Raw genomic sequence first — 19,378 nt, 5'->3', positions numbered from 1 at the left:
TGGGACACGAGGACCTCCGGTCGCGAAGTGTGGGAACTAGACAGCTCCACTAAGCCCGGAGGTCCTCCTCTTATCAAGCCCCAAGCGTCAACAACGTCCCGGCCCAGTACAACTAGCGCCGCATCACTCCACACATCTACCGCCATCATTGATGACCGATGAATCTGCCATCGCAGGATCGTCTAGAAGGTAGTGGAGGGCCATTCGGTCTGCTGCACCCAGTCCAATGTCAGGAGTAGTCATCATGGCCGCACCCCTCGTTTACATCAGCTTCCCTGGCACCACGAGGGAGGCACTCGGGTTCTATGCCGATGTTTTCGGAGGCGAGTTGTCTCTGAGCTCCTACGAGGATCACGGGAGGACTGACGGTCCACCTGATGCCATCGCTCATGGGGTCCTTCAAGGTGTCGTCTCCCTCGCAGGTTCTGACACGCCGGAAGGAGAACCATCGGTGTGGTGCGAGGGCCTGCTGCTCTCCCTGCTGGGCACCGCTGAGCCGGCAGTGCTGCATGAGTGGTTCGACAAGCTCTGTATCGGCGGTACGGCGATCGATCCCCTGGTGCAACGGCCTTGGGACGGCACGGACGGCCAGGTCACTGACCGCTATGGGCTTCGCTGGCTCATCGGCTACGAGTCCACGCCATGAGGGATGCCCAATTGCTCGCCCAGCTGGCAGCCGAGCGCGCCCACGCACTGCGCGCCGTCAAAGGGCTGACGGAACAGCAGATGAGCACATCGCTCGTCCCCTCGGGCTGGACCGTAACGGGCTTGCTAAATCATCTCGCGTTCGATGACGAGATGTTCTGGATCTCTGCCGTCCTCGGCGCAAACCCGGCGGCAATCAACGACCTCCATGACGGGTGGAACTCCCCGCCCATGACCGGCCTAGATGCCGTCAGCATCTACCGGGAGCAGCTCACCCGCAGCGACACAGTACTCGCTGAGGGTGATCTGGCTGCCCCTCCCCGCTGGTGGCCCCCGGCCAGCGAGTTCGGCCAACCTCCCATGGCGGACGGGCGCGAGGTCGTGTTCCGCGTGCTTACGGAGACCTCGATCCACGCCGGGCACCTCGACATCGTGCGTGAACTCATCGACGGACATCAGAACCTCGTCGTCAACTAACAGATACCTGCACCTACGCCTGTAGTACCAGAAGTAAACAAACCCACCGAAAGGCTCATCTGATGCCCGACTTCGCCATCCTCATCTACGCGGACGAATCCCTCCATGCCCTCGAAGCAGCTGAAGCTGACCTGGAGGAGAACGACCAGCACGCACGAGACCTTCAAGCTGCAGGCTCAATGTCTCTCGCCTACGCCCTGACACCCAGGGCCAGCGCTGTCTCAATCCGACACGACAGCACGACGGCGGGCCCCTTTGTCCAGGCCGATCAGTTCGTCACAGGCTTCTACGTCATCGAAGCACCTGACCTCGATGCCGCCATCGCGATCGCCCGCCTAAACCCGGCAGTACGCACAAGCACCGGCGGAGTCGAAGTACGCCCCGTCCACAGCGGGGGAATCACCACCACCAACCTATAGGGCGGTACGCCGAGCACTCCTGGTTTGGGCAATGGACGGAACGGTCAATAATTGACAACCGCCATTGTGTAAAGCATCTTTGCTAGGACAAGGATGTTTCACATGAAGGGGCGAGGTGCAGAACAAGATCCGTGATCTTTGCGCCGAAACCAGCATGTCACAGCGTAAGCAGATTACTCCGTGGAGCGAAGGATGCTCCGGTGTGATGGTTCCCTTTGCAACTTCATAAGCTTTAGCTTCTGGAAGGAGGCGGGCATCAGCTTGACTACCTTTGACACCCCCTTGCGAGAAGTGCGATGGGGTAGACCGGGAGGAAAACAAGTGGCTGCTCGACCGGAGTTCTATTCCGGTAAGTAAATAAGCGGCGTATCCTCCAAGCAGACTCCAATGGAGGAGGGAAGATGACGATTGATCGTACCGGCAGCACGTCAACTCAAAGTAACTCAGAGCGTCGAAGGCCGCTGGTTCGGGTACTGGGTTGGACACTGACCACTGTCATCTTGCTAGCCCTTCTTTGGATCGTTTACCTACTGCTCAAACCCCTGCTAGCTGGGCTCGTCAGTCCGGGCCAGAAGCCCCCGACCGTACTGCTATTGGGAATCGCTTTCGCAGTAGGCACGCTTATCCTTCTCGCCGCACTCGTCGCCTTCGCCTTTGTGGGACGTGAAATTGATGGTGATGGCGATGACGTAAGAGGAGCGCTAAGTCTTCCGCACGGAAGCATCAGCGCCGTTCTCGCGCTCATCATCCTTGTCGTGTTCTCCCTGTCATCAATCCACGTCTTCAGTGAGATTCGCGCCGGAGAGGATGGGGGAATTCAAAGCCGCGGTGTCACACATGAAGCGCTTACCGCACTTCCTGATGACCGCATCCTCGCGGTTGTAGCCGAACCGATTGTGGAGGGTCAGCCTCCAACCTACGTCGTTACCCTGTCCAATCCACATGAGAACAGCACCGACTTCGCCAGCGAACTGATGACCATTTTCTCGACTCTACTAATCGCCATCGTCGGGTTCTACTTCGGTCAAGGAGCAACCGCGGCAGGTGTTCGGGAGGCGACAAAGACAGCACGATCACCAGGCGGTCAAAAAGGAGCACTGTCACGCGGAAAAGCCAAGACTGGCGAAGAGGCAGATGACTCACCCCCGGCAGATCAGGTGCAATAGATAGTGTTCAGCGCGAACAGATCATCCATCACGCTGATGTCCATCAGGACGAGCAACCCACGACACCTGCATCGACAGAAACCTAGCGGTTAATCAGCCGGCCGAGGGGGACCGAATCGCCGAGTCCTAGTACCAGATCCTGCCCTTGACTCGATTCTACTCGTACTGAGGATTGTTGGGGGTTCTGTGACGTCAAAGGTGTTGGGTCTCCGAGCGCAGACGCTCCAGCACCTTGCGTTTGTGATCTGTGGTCCCCAAAGGATTTAGTCTCATATCGCTTATGCTCGTGCAATGCGCGCCCTCGCCTCAGCAATCTCCTGCATTCTGCTCGTTCCCCTCGCGGCCGGATGCAGTTCTGAGCGCATGTCGCTCAGTGCATCATGCGCCGAGTACCGAACCCTTACTGTGGAACCCATAGAAACGATTCCTGAGGCAGACGCCAAAATTTATGCAAACCTCACCGATGCACTCCCACGAATGCACAAAGCGGTCGCAGCGCAGCTCGAAGTAGCGGTTGAGGCATGGGGCCCAGATAAGCTTTCCGACGCCTCGGTGGACAAGACAACGCCGGCGCTCCTGCGGCTGGCCGAGCTCTGCCGATGAATGCTGTCCGTAAACTCTTTGAATATGATTTCGTCCGAGCGTGTAGATCGAAGGATCCGCGCGGCGCCTGCCGCAGCCCTGGCGCTGCTCACGAAAGCACTCGACCTCGCTTCCGCGCCGCTGCTCGGGGACGAACTGCTGCCGGCCTCGGCCGAAGAGGAACGCGCCCACACGCTCCGGCATGCCCGACCGGCGAACATGATCGTGCATCCGTCGCTGGTAGCAAGACTCGGCAACACCGAATTCGCACCACATTCCGCGGGCCGTTAGCCAAGACGGGACCCATCGGTCAGCATTTTCAGCTTTATTGAGCGGCCGAACCCCGTCTACCCGGCTTGTTACGGTACGCCGTTAGGGTTTCTGCTGAGGATGAGGATGGTGACGTCATCATTGGGGGATTCGTTGCGCTTCAGCAGCCGGTCGAGTTGGGCGCGGGGATTGGTGCTTCTCGAGAGGTGATGGAGCTCTGCGGCGAGTTCCTCCAGGTCCTCGTCGAGCAGATCCAGGACACCGTCACTGGGCACGATCAGGGCCTCGCCGGGCTCAAGAGTCAGGGTATGGGTATGCCATTGCATCCCCGGCATAACTCCAAGGGGAACGCTCGTGGTGGGGAGCCTCCTGGCAGGTCCTTCTGGTGTCACATGGTGCGCTAGTCCGTGGCCTGCATCGGAGTAGCGCACAACCCCTGTAGAAGGGTCCAGCTCGGCGTGAAAGGCGGTGGCAAAGGAGTCTGTGCGTGCAAGGTCGGACAGCATTTCCTCTGACACCGCTTCCAGTGAGCCCGCGGGGTCGAGGCCCGCAGTCGCGCGAAGGCCCGCCCGGATGGTGGCGGCAAGTATGGCCGGTCCTGTTCCTTTGCCCATCACGTCGGCAAGGGTGAACCGGAACACCCCGTCGATCAGGTTCCAGTCGTAGAAATCTCCTGAGAGCTCACCGGCAGGACGGCAAGCGGCGGTGATGGTGTACCCGGGCAGCGATGGGACGGTGTCGGGTAGGTGTGCTTGCTGTACTTTGGCACCATGCCTGAGGTCCGTGCGGACGTTGATCTCACGCTGGACGATCGCTGCGAGGTCCTGCAGTACCCGTTGCTGTTCGTCATCGAAGGCATGGGGTTGCTGATCGATGATGCATAAGGCACCGATATTGTGTCCACCCGGGCCCTGCAGGGGCTGCCCGGCATAGAAACGTATGGTTTCGCCCAGCACTGCGGGGTTCTGGCTGAACCTGTCATCCTTCGCGGCGTCCTCCACGACGAGTGTGTCCGGGGTAAGGATGGTGTGGGTGCAGAAGGACTCGGCTCTCGGCACGTTCACGTCGAGGTCCCCGGCAGCGGACTTAAGGAACTGCCGGTCCTCCGCGACGAGGGACACCGCGGCACCGCTGACACCGAAGAGTTGCTGAGCCAACCGGGTGATCCGGTCGAACCCTTCCTCAGCTGGCGTGTCGAGCAGCTCGGTGTCCGCCAGTGACCGGAGCCGTTCGGGTTCGTCGGAGGGCAGACTGTAGGACGGGATACGGGGAAGCTCGAGCATTGGATCCTTTACGAGGGGGTATGTGCTGTCTGTTGTTCCGGTCACACTAAGCGCTGACTGACCCGAGGGGCGTTGCATGGCCTGAACCTTGGGTGCGGATTCCCTGAGTGAACCAGTCGATCAGGAAACGGCTGGAGGCGGGGTGCATTCCCTGCGGTGAGTGCTGGAGGGCGTGCCAGGACTCCACCTCGGTGCCAGCTTCGGCACCACCGATGAAGCGGGTGAGCGGGCAGCGTGCCAGGTCCAGCGGGTGGGGCGCGGCCAAACGGGCGAACTGCCAGTGGTAGGCGAGGGCGCCGAGCAAAGTCTGGATGGGGGACCTGTGCAATTGGAAGTCGAGGGAATCGGCCCAGGGCCTGCAATCTTCCGCTGCCAGGGGTCGGGAGAAATAGTAGCCCTGGCCCAAGGGGGCACCGAGGATCATGGCTGCTTCGGTGAGGCTCTCGTCTTCAAGTCCTTCGATCACGACCGTCATGCCCAAATCCCGGCCCATCTGGATGAGGGTCGCCATGACGCTGAGTGTCTCCAGGGGTTTATCGGAGACGTGCGTGAATAATCCGCGGTCGAGCTTGATCGCACTGAACGGGAATGATGCCAGACGTTGCAGGCTGCTGTACCCGGATCCAAGATCGTCCATCGCGAGGCGGACACCGAGGCCGGCGAGCTTCTGCAGCGCGATCCGTTGCTCCTCCAGCTCCATGAGGTGGGACTCCAGCAGTTCCAGTCCCAGCCCACCTGGTTCGATGTTGTGGGTGCAAAGCAGCCCCTCCACCAGCGCGGGGAGTGTTTGATCGTGCAGGATCTCCGGGGGGAGGTTTACTGCCACGTTAGGGCGGGCACCTCCCCCATCCCAGGCGGCGATCAACCCCAGTGCTTCGTCCAGGACACGGGCGAACAGGATACGTAGGTCACCAGCACTAAGCCGTTGCAGGAAATCGGCAGGGTATGCGGTTCCTCTATCGGGCAGATGTAGTCGCGCCAGGGCCTCGAACTGGGTGATCGACCCGTCCCGAAGGTCCACGATGGGCTGGAAGTGAACCAAAATGTCTCCGCTGCGTACCGCGTGCCGATAGATCTCCGCGCCGGTCTCCTTGAAACCGTGACGATCAGAACGGAGCGCGGGGATCCCTTTGTTGCCGAAGTATCCAGCGTGAGAATGGGCGTGAGTGTGCGCACGGGCACGGGCATGGATCGCGGTCTCCCACCAGGGGTGTCCGTCACTGGTGCGTTTCTTGACCTCGTAGAGGGCTTCATCGGCGCTGCGCAGGAGCGTGCGGCTGTCGGTACCGTCCTGCGGCACTAGGGCTATGCCCAGACTCATCCCGATACGGACGTCCTGACCGTCTAGGATGAAGGGCGCTTCGACGGCCTCATGAAGTCGATCGAGAAGGCGGGAAAGATTTTCGTGCGCAGTGTCCCGCGGAATGTGCCGCAGGATCAGGAGAAATTCATCCCCGCCCATCCGGGCCAGCAGGTCGCCCTCGCGTAAGCGTGAGAGGACCCGGGACGCCCACTGCTGCAGCACCGCATCCCCTGCGGCGTGGCCAAGGGTGTTATTAACAATGCGGAAGTCATCCAGGTCGATCAGGCCGACCGCTACCGTCGTATGTAGGTCGAGCGCCTGTCGGACGACGTCCCCCACAGCACGTTCGGCTGCCGCCCGGTTGGGAAGTCCTGTCACATGATCGTGGAGAGCCTGAGCCTCCAGTTGCTTCAGCAGGGCGACGTCGTTGCTGATATCGCGCTGGACACTGACGAAGTGGGAGACTGCGGCTCCGTTTCCCAGCCGCATGGGGATGATCTTCAGGGCAGTCCAGAATGCTGAGCCGTCTTTGCGGTAATTCAGGATTCGCCCCTCGAATATTTCCCCTGACGCCATCAGGTCCCGCATCCGACGTACGGTGGCACTGTCGGTGCCAGGGCCCTGCAAGATACGACAGTTCCGCCCGTACAGATCAGCAGGTTCGTATCCAGTCATGGCTGTGAAGGAACCAGAAACATGGAGGATTGATTGCGCGGCGTCCGTGATCAGTGCGATGTCCGAGGCCGCTATGTGAGCCCCTGCGAGCACTGTAGCGAATCCCGCATCCCTACTTGCACCTTCATATGGGTCCTCGCGGGAGGTTCCTACCGTCAACAAGGTCATGTTTTCCTTCCATGGAACTGGACCGATGGGTACCAGACCCGCCGCGACTCCGAGCCTATAAGCGCTTTTTCTACCAGCTATGCAAGGACGAGCTTCTTCGTAGGCGGCTTGCCCTCATGCGTTCGCTCGACACCAGCTAAGGCTGCGGAACCCTTCATGGGATCGGTTTGGCATTGAGTTCGAGTTCTGCCTCGACTGCCAGTGCCCGCAACACGCGTTGATCACCTATCCCGAAAGGTCGAGGCTGCTGATCAATGGCGCACAGTGTTCCTACGAGCCAGCCACCCGGCCCGCGCAACGGGCATCCCGCATAGAAGCGGATCTTCGGGTTCCCCACAACCAGCGGGTTGGTGCTGAATCGGGGATCCTTGAGCGTATCCGGAACGATGAGCAGTTCCTCACTCTGGATCGTCACGTTGCAGAACGCATGCTGCCGGTCCACCGTCCGGGCCAGCGGCCCGACGAAGGACCGCAGGAATTGGTGGTCCTCGGTGATCAAAGCGATGCTGGCGGCGCTGACACCGAAGGCTTCCTGGGTGCGCCGGACAATCAGGTCGAACCGCTCTTCATCACCCGTTTCCAGCAGTCCTGAGCGGTCAAGCGACAACAGTCGTTGCCGCTCCATCTCGCGACGGACCAGCGAACCTGGACCCGGACCCACATCTGTGATTCCGGCTTGATACGGCATCACGGCACGCTGGGCGTCGCTCGGTGCTGGTGGCGCCGGCGGCGCAGGATCAACCCTGCGACAAGCAGACCAATAACTAGGATCCCGGCGATGGCCGCGATGATCAGCCCCGCGGTGTTTCCGGTAGTGGCGGGAACGGCGGCCTTACCGGGGCCGGCTTGGGGGAAAGTGACCGTGGCAGAGGCTTCGTGTTCCACTAGACCGCTCTTGAGGGTGAGCCCTGCCGTCCACGGCCCATTGGGAAGTTCCGTGGGGAGGGAGAATGTGACGTTCTGGCTGTCGCCGGGGACAATGGTGGTCGGCGCCTGGACGCTGAACGGGCCCGCTGAAAGCCCCCCGGGACCATTGCTCAGTGTGAGGTCGCCGGTGATATCCAAGGCCCGCCCCCCGGTGTTCGTGACCAGGGCGCTGAGCTCGGGGTTTCCGTTCTGGTTTCGGGACGGCGTGAGTGAAGCGACTGTGAAGTCAGCTGGTGCCCCGTTGCCGGGCCCGACGGAAAGATAAATTCTGATTCCTGCCCTGTTGGCCTGGACGACGCCTCCATCCTGGGTGGTGCTGCGCATTTCGGCCCACACGGCACCGTATTGTTCCCCTTCCGGGGCCTCTGCTGGTACGTCGATGGTGACCATGACGTCGGCGGATTTTCCGGCCTCGAGGGCGACTTCCGGTTCGGCCAGGGTCGTCCAGGTACTGAGCTCATTGCGTACCGAGGAGTCCTCGCCGATGAAGACTCCGGAGTCGATACGCGCCGCACCGGAGTACAGGTGGATCGTCGCGGCGGTATCAGTGGTGTTCTCGACGCGGACCCTGCGGCTGATTTCACTGCCGGGAGCGAGCCGGTCAACGATGTAGGTCCGTGCCCTGGGATCGTTCTGGGTACTGGCGGGGATGTCGAGCAATCGGATACCGAAAGCAGCCCCAGCAGGAGCAGTACTAGCGGGGGTGGGATCGGTGCTGGAAGCGGTATCCGGGGTGGTGATTGCAGGAGGACCCGCCAGGGTCGACGCCGTACCCGGTGCCGCCGGGAGGAGCACCAGCAGGATCATCACGGACACAGTAAGAAGGAAACGCACTACAAGCCTTGTCATAAGAGGAAGGGGTACGACCCGGGGAGGCACCTGCAAACGTCGAGAAAACACGTGAATGCAGGTGCCCCACCTCGGGCTGCTCTTGCTGTTCTGGCTACATCGGTTCCAGTAAATTCCCCGGGCTTACCCGGATAAACCGGACCTACCCGGAGTTGCCGGAACTACAGGACCGAGTGGGTCAGGGTCGCCGTGTAGACGTCGGCCAGTGCGTCGGAGGGGGCGCTCACCTGCAGCGTGGCGTTCCACGCAGCGGTGTTGTTGCCATTGACGCCAGTAGCCGACTGAACAACTCCCGGAACGGAGAGGCTCGCCTGGGTAGTGGCTGTAACGGTGGAGGTTCCGGCCTTAACCGCCACACCCGGTGTGTAGCTCGCACCAGAGGCGGGGATGGTGTCGCCGGTGACCTGGCCGGTGAAGTCGCTCAGACCAACCTGGACACTCCACCCCTCGACGCCCGCGCGATCATCGGTGACAGTAACACCATCGACGGCTGCAGTGACGCTCTGGCCGGGCGTAAGCCCGGTCAGAGCCACAACGGCACCCGGCGCGGAAATAGCGATTGAGCCGGCAGGCACCTCAACGGTGGCGGTCGTCGTAGCAGTGTCGGCGGCCGACGCCGGAAGGGCCAGGGACCCGACGAGGACGGCGGATGCTCCTACAGCGAGGCAGAGACGGGAAACGTTACGCATGGGGTGAGACCTTTGCTGTGAGTGGACGATCAGGAAATGCCGGAGGAAAAAACACGGTCCGTTCGCAGCGAATGTGAGACACGATGCGGCTGGAGCGGACTCCTGCCGGCTCCTCAAAACCTAGCCACACGCCTCCCGCTTTTCACTCTAAACGCGCAGAACCTTCCCAAAACTTTCCACTTGATGTGACTAAAAACATCGACTCTCAAATTGATCTACACTAATATTCGAAAACACCCCGAATGGCTAAGTAAACTAGATTCATATTCTTATTACTTCTCTCATCACCACCGAAGGGGACACGGAGTGTCACTGTCATGGATCCTGGCGGTCGGCCCGGTTGGGATGAGGTGAGTGGCACCTCGCGCGGTGCTGCCACTCGATTTGTCATGGTCACGCTGTGGGCCGTCATGCTCAGCATCTGCGCAGTCAGGCTGGACAGATGTCATGATCTTCTCGGTGCTCAAAAACTTTCCTCATTACCAATCAGGTTCATCTTCACATTCGACAACCTCGCCCGCTCCCCTTCCAGAGGCTTCGGTCACTCCGCTTACGGAGGTGATGCCTCAGTCACGGACGGCGCTACGGATCCGTGAAGGGGGCCTGGCTGTCATTTGGTGCGTCCTGATAAAGTCCTTGGGTAGATGGGTTGTTGCTCATTGATAAGGGCAAACCCGGTGTGAGCCGGGGACGCAAAGCCACGGGACCCACGCGGTTAGCCGGGCTACCGGACAACGAAGGTCTCACGAATGCTCATCGACAACGAGCTGCCCTCCACGCAGGCAACAGCTGTGGTCATTGAAGATGACCTGGATATCCGCAATATCGTGTGCGCTACGCTGCAGCAGGCCGGTTTTGACGTCCAGTCAGCAGCCACAGGGCGCGCCGGCGTCGACATAGTGCGGGATACCACCCCGACAATTGTCACCCTCGATGTGGGTCTTCCCGATATTGACGGCTACGAAGTCCTCCGGCGTATTCGCGATGTCAGCGACTGCTACGTCATCATGCTCACCGCCCGAACCGGTGAATCAGACACCCTCACAGCATTGCAGGGGGGAGCGGATGACTACCTCACCAAGCCCTTCCGCCCACGCGAACTCAGGGCCCGCATCGATACGATGAGGCGCCGGCCCCGCACCGGGACAACCACCTCATTAACCCCTCAAGCCGTCGCCCCCAGCACGCCGGCACCCGCGCTCAAACCTGAACCTGCAACCGGGCCTGCACCTGTGTCTGTCTTTGCGACGAGGACGCAGGCAGTACTACGCCGCGGGGAGCTGGTCCTTGATGGTGAAGCCCGGACTGTGCAAGTCGCCGATCAGGAAGTACCGTTGACCAAGAGCGAGTTCGATTTGCTGTACGAAATGCTGCGCAGCAAGGGGGCGGTCCGGACCAAATTCACGTTGGTGGGCGTGCTCCGGGGTGATGAACATCGGAGCCCCTCCTATGTCAGCGACGCTGACCAACGAACGGTAGAAGTCCATATGGGGAACCTGCGCCGGAAGCTCTCTCACCATCTCGGAGATACTGACCTGATCACGACGGTCCGGGGAGTCGGGTACCGCATTACTCCCCTACCGCGTACCAATGCTGAAACGTCAGGTTCGCCTGCTTCCGCGGATATCTCCTAGCGGATGTAGGTGTCCAGAAGCTCCGTCCTGGTCTCCAATCCACATTGTCGGAGACCGGTAAGGGCCTCAGTGGCGGAAGCCATGTCATTGACTTCGATGAGTCCCTCGAGTTGGGCAGCCAGGTGTGCGAGCCGGGACGCGCCCACCATGATCGAGGTGACTTTCACGCTCAACACAGCCTCCTGCGCCCGCTCCTGATCACGCTGGTGGACAGAATCAGACAAGCGCTGATACTTCCCGTCCCAGGACTGGTTGAAATTCCTGGCAAATTCATGCACCGCTGCCGGACCGTTGAAATCCTCCTCAAGCTCGTACAGCACTCGCTTATCCACCAGCGGTTCCCGCCCCCCGCATGCCGGGAAGGACACAGAGCTAAACAGGGTGGTGATCAGCGGCGGGGTGCTACCTGCATGAGCAGGGTCGGGGTCATTGTTCGCGGAGGAATCATGAGGGGAAGACACTCACAAATGCTATGCGAATCCCCCAATGGACGCTTTTCTTACACACAAGCCTGACTAAACCCTGCGCTTGCCGGTGTTCCTGCGCTACGGGAAAACTGAAGCCGCAGATTATTCGGCGGAGGCGTATTTCACACGCCTACGAAAACACCCCCGGAAGCGGTAGCACGATTCTCGTTCACCTGGCGCGTTGTTCCGAGCCCTCGGTCGATGTCAGGGGAGGGAACATTGACCATAAACGTTGTACCCCGCCCGACCTCACTTCTACAAACGATCTTCCCGCCGTGTCCTTCGACGATCGCCCTGGTGATCGAGAGCCCAAGCCCTGTCCCGGGGATTGTCGAGTCCCGAGCGGATTCCGTCCGAAAAAACCTATCGAATACCCTGGCCGCGTCCTGGGGCGACATCCCCATGCCGGTGTCTTCGACAACCAGTTCGAGCTGTCCGTCCTTCGTGCGCGCTTTCACCACCACCACACCACCATCGGGACTGTATTTGATGGCGTTGGTGAGCAGGTTGTCGAGTACCTGACCCATCCGCAACGGGTCCGCGTGCACCCATAACGGTGCCGGCACCTCGGTCCTGATTGCAATACCGGCAGCGGCGGCCCGAGATGACACCGAGCTAATGACCGAATCCACCAAACCCGCGATGTCCGTTTCCCGGGGATGAACCGTCATCGCAGCCGAGTTCGACAGCAACAGGTCAGACACCAGTTCCGTAAGACGATCCGCGGCCCGGGATGCGGTATCGACGTAATGGGAGGCTGCCTGCAGATCAGTTGCGTCCTGCGCGAGTTCCAGGTTCCCCACGATGGAGGTCAGGGGTGACCGGAGCTCGTGGGACACCGTGGCGATGACCTCATCTTTCGCGGCCACCGTCTCCACCAGACTGGTGACGTCGGTGTAGGCGATAACAGCTCCAGCAGAAGTCCCGGGTCCGGCACTGATGCTGCGCGCAGCCGTGGACAACGCCCGAGCGGTTCTCCCATTACCGACCCAGACATGATAATCCGCGAACGTCTCCCCCCGCATGGCCCGGGCCATAGGGGTCCTATCTTCGGGCAGCAGGAACGTTCGGTCCTGGCCGTACAACACCAAGCCGGGGTTGCCGGTTCCATCCTGATCAGTACCCGAAGCGGAGCGCGCGAAAACGTCCTGCTGACGGTTAGAAAGAATGACCCGGCCGGTGGCATCGACAGCCGTGACACCGACGTTGATAGTGTCCAGGATGGTCTTGAGGAGGTTTTCGTTTTCCTTGCTCGAATCGAGCAGTCGCTGCAGCTCCTCGTCCTTGCGCTCCAATTTCCGCTGTTGAAGGAATAGTGTCGCGGTCACGAACCGCACCGTGAATGCCACCGCAAACAGCATTAGCGCCACCAGCACCGTCGTGGTCACCTTCGTTGCCGTGGCTTGCGCCGATCCGACCAGTAAGGGAACAGCCCCCATCACCAAGGGGATGAGGAAACTGCCGGCCACGGCGGACTTCGGGAACCGCCCGGAAGCGGCCAGCCAGATCACTGGGAAAATCATCAAGACACTAAGCCCGGGCAGGAACTCGACAGCACCGGTGCGCGAAAGAATCACTGCGAACACGTCCCCGATAGGGATGCTCAGGGTTGCAACCGCCGGAAGACGCTCCCAGGGAATAAGCCAGCACAAGAGGAACAACACCGCGTGGACCACCAGCGAGAGCTGGAAAAGCGGTTCTCTCAACAACCCCGGCCACGCAACAGGAGCAGACAGGGCCACACACCCGATGATCACCGTCAACGGCAACTGGACCAACGCCATCCGAGTCCTCAGACTCAGATCCTCGAAAAACGGGACCCCGGCGGACTCCGCCTCCCTAAACATCGAATAGGTGGAGCGCGTGATGGGCGTGCTGCCATGAAGCTTCGTGCAAGGTAGAGACCATGAACCCATTATCACCGCCGCAACCCGTATCGACCGCAAGTAGACCGCAAGTAGACACGGGCGGGCACCACCAGCACGCCGCCAGTAGCACCACGCCCAAACCCAAGCCATCGGTGGACATGCCGACCCGGTAGTACAACCAAGGCCCTGTCCACATCAGTGACAACCCGCCAGCCACGGGTGCTGGGGGTAATACCGTTGAACTGTCAGGGCTTTCCTTCAACCGCTCCTGCTACTTCTGCCAAGTCTCGCTGCCCTGCATCCTCAGCAGGGGCGCCGTTTCGCTATGAAGCAGCCGGTTGCAAGACTCCCCTCTTCTTCGACAGTCAGGTTGCCCACGCCCACCGGCCCATCGCATAAGACCGACCCGTACCCCCGTCACCAGTGGCCTCGGCTGGTCACGGCTACCGTTCACTGGTCATGGAAGCGCCCCGCGACGACCTCTGCGCCCTGAAGAGCAGGTCCCGTCGGCCTGCCGTCTGCATAGTCCCGCCCCAGAACTGTTCACGCCCTGCAATCCCAGACGCCCGGAGAGAAGCAACGCTCTGTTCATCAGTTAGTCGACACGTTAGGGAAAGTTGCGTGGCCGAGTTGATGTGAAGGGACTGAATGGTGTGATCCGGAGGATCAGGGCGCACACTGGAGTACTCGGCCGCTGCCGGACGCGGCAAGTGCAATTCAGGCGGAGACATTGCCGGAACGTGAAGGTGGCGATGGGTTCCCCTTTCCCAGTCAAGAAGCCGGCTGCTTAAGGGGGACACCCAGGACGCCTAGCCCCACTCCCCACGAACACTATGCTCCCTGTCCTAAGAACCTAAAGCTTTCCAGGACGTCGGTTGCGAGACGGTTCCCGGGGCAATGATCCGTAGGATGAAACGCTCGTGATGCGTTATTCGCGTTACCCGATTCGAACAGGAAATCCGTCATGCCGACACTGACTGCCACCCGATCCAGCATGGCCCGCGCCCTGTCCATGACTGCCGTACTGCTGGTCCTGACCGGTTGCTCATTCACCAATCCACAACCCGATGCACAGCAACCCGCCACAGAATCACCGATAAGCTCGGCCCCCTCCGGCGCGCCAGCCACAAACGCGGCCGTCAACACCGCCGACGAGGCATGTGCTCGCATCCTCGACATGGTGCGCACAGCACCCGAACAGCTAGGCACAGACCCGCTGGGACTGCTGGTCGAAATCGATGAGATCGCCAGAACAGCCCCACCGGAGCTGGCCAGCCAGATCACCGAACTCCGCGATGCCGTCGAGAGCTTCCGGCAGGGCGATGAATCACTGATCAGCGTGATACGCAAAGCCCGGCAACTGCAGGAACGCTGCTCGACATGACATCCAAGCAGGCTACTCCAGGGCGATAAACGCAACCCGGTATAGCCGCTCCTACCCGGCGCCAAAAACGGCCGTGCAGCAAATACCCCAGGTCCGTCATTCAGGGAACTGATCCACCGCAGGGCATCAGACTGAGGGCGAACACACCGGAACCACGTTCCCACTCGTAGCGGTGGTCATGGATAGAACACTTCTCCACATAGCGGCCCCGCTCCCATCAAACCGTGTCGTTGGTGCCCACGCTCAGATAGCGGTACACCGTCGCCCGACTGGCCCCGATGATCTTCCCAATGTCCGCTGGGGCAAGACCCTGCGCTTTGAGGTCCCTGGCACGCCTGACCTTTGCATTGTCGGTAGTCACTTCACGTCGCCCAGCCTTACGCCCATGCTCGGCGGCCGCGGCCATGCCAGCCCTGGTCCGCTCGGCGAGCTGGTCACGCTCGAGCTGTGCGAAGGCGGACATCACGGTGAGCATGGCACGGCCCATGGGACCTGTCGTACTGATGCCTTCGGTGACGCTACGGAAATGCACCCCCCTGCGCTCAAGGTCATCGATCAGGGCCAGCAGGTTGCGGGTGTTACGACCTAGCCGGTCCAGCTTCCACACCACAACCTCATCACCGCTTCGAAGATGGTCGAGCAGCTTGTCCAGCTCAGGCCGGCTAGCTTTCGTTCCGCTCACCCCATGGTCAGTAAAGATCCGGTCACATCCCGCGGCAGTCAGCGCCGCGTGCTGCAGATCCGCGTTCTGCTCCAGCGTGCTGACTCTGGCATACCCGACACTTCCCACTCTTACGCTCCCACCGCTCAACAAAGGCTCATCCCCACTTTGATAAGAATAGATAATGTGAGACACATTGCTGAGACCCATCGACGGTTCCAAATCTCCCGCCAACTCTGAAGACGGCCAACCCGGTCAGAAGCTTCCTCGATCGTCCAGTCAACGGATCCTTTACCGAGACGCGTCACCCTCAGTTCAAACAGTCCGACTCAGCCGATTTGAGCGCAAGTGGTACCAAAATTTCGGGAAGCACGACGACTAGCAGCGTAGGAAGTTCGGCAGCAACTGATCGCTGCACTCTTGTGGTGCTAAGGCGAGCAGTGACAGGGTGAAGGTAAGGCGGCTTACCTCTTTGCCGTTCGTTATCAGGAGGTTCCATGTTCTTCCACGTCCAGCAGCTCATCAACGAAATCATCCCCGACGAGCCGGATCCCGCCGCCGCCAACGCCCTGCAGGAGGGTCTGGGCGGACAGTTCGGCGAGATGCGCACCATGATGCAGTACCTGTTCCAGAGCATGAACTTCCGCGGCGCCGCCGCGAAACCGTACCGGGACCTGATTCAGGGCATCGGCACGGAGGAGATCAGCCACGTCGAGCTGATCGGTACCACTATCTCCCGTCTTCTCGATGGCTCACCCCGCTACCAGGGCAAGCTCGACGATCCGCTCGACACACCTGGCGCCGGAGGAGCGGTCCCGCTCAACCTGGCCCTGTCCCAGAGCAATATCCACCACTACCTCGTCGGCGCGCAGGGCGCCATGCCCGTGGACTCGGCGGGCAACCCGTGGAGCGGCAGCTACGTCTACAACTCCGGCAACTTGCCCCTGGACCTCCTGTACAACCTGATGCTCGAGGCGACCGGCCGACTGCAGAAGTGCCGCATGTACGAGATGACGGACAACAAGACGGCCCGCTCCACGATCTCCTACCTGATCGTCCGCGACCAGGCCCACGAGAACGGTTACGCCAAGGCTCTCGAGACCCTCGGTGTGAACTGGAAGTCGCTGCTGCCGATCCCGAAGACCAACGCCGAGCAGTTCCCCGAAGTCAAGAAGCTCCTGGACCTCGGACTGCAGAGCAAGCAGTACACCTTCGACCTCAAGGGACAGTCGGAGGCCGGGAAGATCTACCAGGGCCTGTCGCCCTCGAATGACGGGACGACCCTCGACGCCAGTGAGCAGGCCCCTGAGGGTGTGCCGTCGGAGATCGCGCCGGAACGGTTGGAGGAGTTCGCTCCTGGGCTGGACCCCGATCTGCTCGAGCTCATCCAGGCCACGGCCGACATGGAGATGGCAGACATCGACGCGACGTTCGGTCCCATGACCAAGAAGTAGGCCGACACGTACTTCGTAAGCAGCTGAACTGCGAATGAGGGAGCCAGCCCTAAGAAGGCTGGCCCCCTCATTCAGCGCGTAACGTGTTCTGGCTGGCGGTTGCTGACCTAGGCAAGTTAAGCCAAACGCAGATGGTCTTGCGCAGAACCAGAACACCGGCAATCCCGATAAGGCTTCCTTTGCTTGGACGCCTTGCGGGCTCTGCGTGGGCGAGACAAGCGCTACATTCGGTAAGTGTCCCTCTTCGCGTTTCCTGTGGTCGTGGCGGTTCTGCTGTCTGTCGTGATCCCCATGATCGTCGGAGCGGCTGTCCGCCGAAGCGACCGGAACGGTTGCGGGACGGCTCGCCCGAACCCAGACACGGGGGCACTGTTCATAGTGACGAATCGTCGCTGGCAGTCTGTCCTGTTTCGTGTGCTCGGCATCGCCTTCCTGGTCATTGGTGGTTTATTCACGCTCGTTTCGAGCGTGGAATCCGAGACTATGGACGGACCGGGTCCCCTCATCAGTGCGGCCGCAATCATGGTCGCCGGATCGCTCTTCGTCGTCCTCGCCATGGGAATCCGCCGGTTCCGAGTCGACGCGTTCGACAAGCACCTGACGGTCCGTCCCTGGTTCCGAGCGCCGCGGGTCGTCGCATTGACTGACATCGGGTCAACCGGTCCGTCACTCAACCAGTTCGGCGGAATCGCCGTGAAAGACGCGAACGGCAGGACGCTCTTCACTGCGACCAAGATCAGCATCGGCTACGACAACATCGTCGCGTATCTGCAGGAGCGCTTCTCCCCGCAGCAGACCCCCAACCCTGCGGCGCCCAGCGACGTCGAGCCCTGGCAGGGCGCAACCCTTCGAGCCGAGTGGATCCAGCTTCCCCGCGGGCGCAAGGGCACCTTGGAGTCGGGCGTTCTCCTCAGTGCTGGAGAAGTGGCCGGGCGCATGTATACGAGCGAGCTCATCCACCTGCTCAATCACCGGGTCGGCATTGTAGAGTCCACCACCTTGGATCCCCTCGTCTTCCTGTGCTGGCCCGACGCAGCGTCACCGTCGTCGGTTGTCTGGGAGTCCACAAAGAACCTACCGGCCGACTCACTGGCCCTCCTCGCCGACCCCATGGACAGCGGCCCCGCCGCCGTGCTCACCGGAACCGAACTCACCCACTTCTCAGAATGGATCAAGACTCTCCCCCGCAAGCCCGGCCCAAAAACACCCGCCCCCTCCTAAGAATGTGGCTCAACTACTAGAGGAGTCAGCTTCATCGCTGCGACTCCCGATCCGCCGTCAAACCTGCGTGAGCGTCCAGGTAACGAACCCGCTGTTGAGAGCACTCGGAGCCGGGTTGGTGAGCGCGGGGAGGCCGTTGCTGGTCCAGATCTGCCGCCCTCGGAGGGTGTATTGAATCGTAGGTGCACGCCCTTCCTGGTACCGACCCACTCCCCCAACCTGTCCAGCGCGTCGATCCTGCCCGGGGCGAGGGTGCCGGTGTCGTACTGCCGGCGCTGGGCTTCGATCCACCGGTACAGCACCCGCGCCTTCGGACTGTCATTCTGCGCCGGCAGGGCACCACCGCGCTCACGCATGTACGCAGCGACGTCGTCGTAGTGCTCCCACCACGCCTGCTCCCAGGTCCTCACATAGCGCCGCGTGTTTCTGGCGGGTGCGGGTTGGTCGTGGATCCGCCAGCACCGATCAAACAACCCCGGATGCCGGCTGTTCTGCTTGTCGACGGCGCGGTGGACGCGGCGGACATCAACCCTGCACCACACTGCGATCACCGAGGCCGGCACACCCCGGGAGTACATGAGCAACCATTCCTGCTTGTTCTCACACACACCCGCCGGGTACTCCCCCACCGGCAGGATCAGGTCATCAGACTTCACAGAACCTCACCACACCTCACCGGAGGAGAAGTCCATCGGACCTCCTGGAATCTCGGCACGCGTCACCACTTCAGCCGGCCCAGTGTGCGTTGAAGGCGGCGTGGCCGACCCAGGGCGGGACGGCGCACGATTAGTGACCGATGCGGCGGTGCAGATCGGCTTGGCCGACCCACTGGTCAAGATCAAGCGCACGGGACGGCCGTGGTTGGTGACACCGCTTCAAGACCCCGAATACCCTGAACACATGCGCCATCCCCCGCGCCCTGCCAAGCACGGCGCCAGGCTCGTGCTCTACATCGTAGCCACCGTGCTTGCCGGCGCCGCACAGCTGGTGGCGGGATACTTCTATCTGGTCAGCGGTCTCGCCGCCCCACTGTGGGCCGTGGGATTGTTCCTCGCATGGTGGCTGATCCTCACCTATGTCGGCGTGAAGCTGGCATCACACCAGTCCTACCGGGTGCTTCTTGTACCTGTCACGGCGATGGTCACCTGGTTCGGCGCGATGTGGGTCGGCGGCACATTCCTGGGCTGGATCGCCTGAGCGGGAGTGGATGCGCGGACCCGGTTACCCTGTCGACGC

The 19,378-nt window shown here is 61.2% G+C and carries 20 protein-coding genes and 1 riboswitch; of the genes, 11 read left to right on the top strand and 9 right to left on the bottom strand.

From position 1 onward, the window contains the following. Positions 1-244 precede the first annotated feature (244 nt). The 6 genes from ACX80I_RS06635 (at position 245) to ACX80I_RS06610 (ending at position 3,580) form a co-directional block, all read left to right on the top strand. Complete coding sequence (locus tag ACX80I_RS06635; protein ID WP_459344323.1) at positions 245-646, top strand: VOC family protein; 402 nt, start codon at positions 245-247, stop codon at positions 644-646. After that, positions 643-1,122 carry a mycothiol transferase gene (locus ACX80I_RS06630; protein WP_459344322.1) on the top strand — a complete coding sequence of 160 codons (480 nt, stop codon included), beginning with the start codon at positions 643-645 and terminating at the stop codon, positions 1,120-1,122. Before ACX80I_RS06635 ends, ACX80I_RS06630 begins: the two co-directional genes overlap by 4 nt. 62 nt (positions 1,123-1,184) lie before the next feature. Next, positions 1,185-1,541 carry a YciI family protein gene (locus ACX80I_RS06625; RefSeq protein ID WP_459344321.1) on the top strand — a complete coding sequence of 119 codons (357 nt, stop codon included), beginning with the start codon at positions 1,185-1,187 and terminating at the stop codon, positions 1,539-1,541. A 401-nt stretch (positions 1,542-1,942) separates the two neighbouring features. Next, positions 1,943-2,707, top strand: coding sequence for a hypothetical protein (locus ACX80I_RS06620; RefSeq protein ID WP_459344320.1), 765 nt, complete (start codon positions 1,943-1,945; stop codon positions 2,705-2,707). A gap of 291 nt (positions 2,708-2,998) precedes the next feature. Next, on the top strand, positions 2,999-3,310 hold the full coding sequence (locus ACX80I_RS06615) for a hypothetical protein (RefSeq protein WP_459344319.1): 312 nt from the start codon (positions 2,999-3,001) through the stop codon (positions 3,308-3,310). Positions 3,311-3,334: 24 nt separating this feature from the next. Next, the gene (locus ACX80I_RS06610; protein ID WP_459344318.1) at positions 3,335-3,580 is read left to right on the top strand and encodes a hypothetical protein; all 246 of its coding nucleotides are present in this window, start codon (positions 3,335-3,337) and stop codon (positions 3,578-3,580) included. Between the two features lie 68 nt (positions 3,581-3,648). Here the strand turns inward: ACX80I_RS06610 and ACX80I_RS06605 are convergent, their stop codons facing one another. The 5 genes from ACX80I_RS06605 to ACX80I_RS06585 all read right to left on the bottom strand — a co-directional run bounded on the left by ACX80I_RS06605 (position 3,649) and on the right by ACX80I_RS06585 (position 9,453). Continuing rightward, positions 3,649-4,842 (bottom strand): PP2C family protein-serine/threonine phosphatase, encoded by a 1,194-nt coding sequence (locus ACX80I_RS06605; RefSeq protein ID WP_459344317.1) that lies wholly within the window; start codon positions 4,840-4,842, stop codon positions 3,649-3,651. 46 nt (positions 4,843-4,888) lie between these two features. After that, positions 4,889-6,988, bottom strand: coding sequence for a putative bifunctional diguanylate cyclase/phosphodiesterase (locus ACX80I_RS06600; protein WP_459344316.1), 2,100 nt, complete (start codon positions 6,986-6,988; stop codon positions 4,889-4,891). A gap of 154 nt (positions 6,989-7,142) precedes the next feature. After that, the gene (locus ACX80I_RS06595) at positions 7,143-7,676 is read right to left on the bottom strand and encodes a GAF domain-containing protein (protein ID WP_459344315.1); all 534 of its coding nucleotides are present in this window, start codon (positions 7,674-7,676) and stop codon (positions 7,143-7,145) included. Beyond that, positions 7,676-8,749, bottom strand: a complete 1,074-nt coding sequence (locus tag ACX80I_RS06590; RefSeq protein WP_459344314.1) for a hypothetical protein — start codon at positions 8,747-8,749, stop codon at positions 7,676-7,678. The genes ACX80I_RS06595 and ACX80I_RS06590 overlap by 1 nt, the downstream gene beginning before the upstream one ends. A gap of 176 nt (positions 8,750-8,925) precedes the next feature. Further along, positions 8,926-9,453 carry a WxL domain-containing protein gene (locus ACX80I_RS06585; protein ID WP_459344313.1) on the bottom strand — a complete coding sequence of 176 codons (528 nt, stop codon included), beginning with the start codon at positions 9,451-9,453 and terminating at the stop codon, positions 8,926-8,928. 657 nt (positions 9,454-10,110) lie between these two features. Continuing rightward, positions 10,111-10,185, top strand: a riboswitch (cyclic di-GMP riboswitch). 17 nt (positions 10,186-10,202) lie between these two features. On the opposite strand from ACX80I_RS06585, the gene ACX80I_RS06580 reads away from it, so the two are divergent. Then, complete coding sequence (locus tag ACX80I_RS06580; RefSeq protein ID WP_459344312.1) at positions 10,203-11,087, top strand: response regulator transcription factor; 885 nt, start codon at positions 10,203-10,205, stop codon at positions 11,085-11,087. Here the strand turns inward: ACX80I_RS06580 and ACX80I_RS06575 are convergent. Beyond that, positions 11,084-11,407, bottom strand: coding sequence for a hypothetical protein (locus ACX80I_RS06575; RefSeq protein WP_459344311.1), 324 nt, complete (start codon positions 11,405-11,407; stop codon positions 11,084-11,086). The two genes, ACX80I_RS06580 and ACX80I_RS06575, sit on opposite strands and share 4 nt — an antisense overlap. 269 nt (positions 11,408-11,676) lie before the next feature. Continuing rightward, on the bottom strand, positions 11,677-13,338 hold the full coding sequence (locus ACX80I_RS06570; protein ID WP_459344310.1) for a sensor histidine kinase: 1,662 nt from the start codon (positions 13,336-13,338) through the stop codon (positions 11,677-11,679). A gap of 1,048 nt (positions 13,339-14,386) precedes the next feature. Between ACX80I_RS06570 and ACX80I_RS06565 the strand changes: the two genes are divergently transcribed. Then, positions 14,387-14,806 carry a hypothetical protein gene (locus ACX80I_RS06565; RefSeq protein WP_459344309.1) on the top strand — a complete coding sequence of 140 codons (420 nt, stop codon included), beginning with the start codon at positions 14,387-14,389 and terminating at the stop codon, positions 14,804-14,806. 217 nt (positions 14,807-15,023) lie between these two features. On the opposite strand, the gene ACX80I_RS06560 is transcribed toward ACX80I_RS06565, so the two are convergent. Further along, positions 15,024-15,596 carry a recombinase family protein gene (locus ACX80I_RS06560; protein ID WP_459344344.1) on the bottom strand — a complete coding sequence of 191 codons (573 nt, stop codon included), beginning with the start codon at positions 15,594-15,596 and terminating at the stop codon, positions 15,024-15,026. Between the two features lie 368 nt (positions 15,597-15,964). Between ACX80I_RS06560 and ACX80I_RS06555 the strand changes: the two genes are divergently transcribed. Together ACX80I_RS06555 and ACX80I_RS06550 are read left to right on the top strand one after the other, a co-directional pair. Then, on the top strand, positions 15,965-16,921 hold the full coding sequence (locus ACX80I_RS06555) for a manganese catalase family protein (protein ID WP_459344308.1): 957 nt from the start codon (positions 15,965-15,967) through the stop codon (positions 16,919-16,921). 234 nt (positions 16,922-17,155) lie between these two features. Then, positions 17,156-18,142: a hypothetical protein gene (locus tag ACX80I_RS06550; RefSeq protein WP_459344307.1), complete on the top strand. Its 987-nt coding sequence runs from the start codon at positions 17,156-17,158 to the stop codon at positions 18,140-18,142. Here ACX80I_RS06550 and ACX80I_RS06545 read toward each other — a convergent pair. Continuing rightward, positions 18,139-18,720, bottom strand: coding sequence for a helicase associated domain-containing protein (locus ACX80I_RS06545; RefSeq protein WP_459344343.1), 582 nt, complete (start codon positions 18,718-18,720; stop codon positions 18,139-18,141). The genes ACX80I_RS06550 and ACX80I_RS06545 overlap by 4 nt on opposite strands. A 178-nt stretch (positions 18,721-18,898) precedes the next feature. Here ACX80I_RS06545 and ACX80I_RS06540 point away from each other — a divergent pair, with 178 nt between their 5' ends. Next, positions 18,899-19,339: a hypothetical protein gene (locus ACX80I_RS06540; RefSeq protein WP_459344306.1), complete on the top strand. Its 441-nt coding sequence runs from the start codon at positions 18,899-18,901 to the stop codon at positions 19,337-19,339. The last annotated feature ends 39 nt before the right edge of the window (positions 19,340-19,378 follow it).

This window comes from Arthrobacter rhamnosi (assembly GCF_054510855.1).
This window is presented reverse-complemented; position numbering and strand designations above follow the sequence as displayed.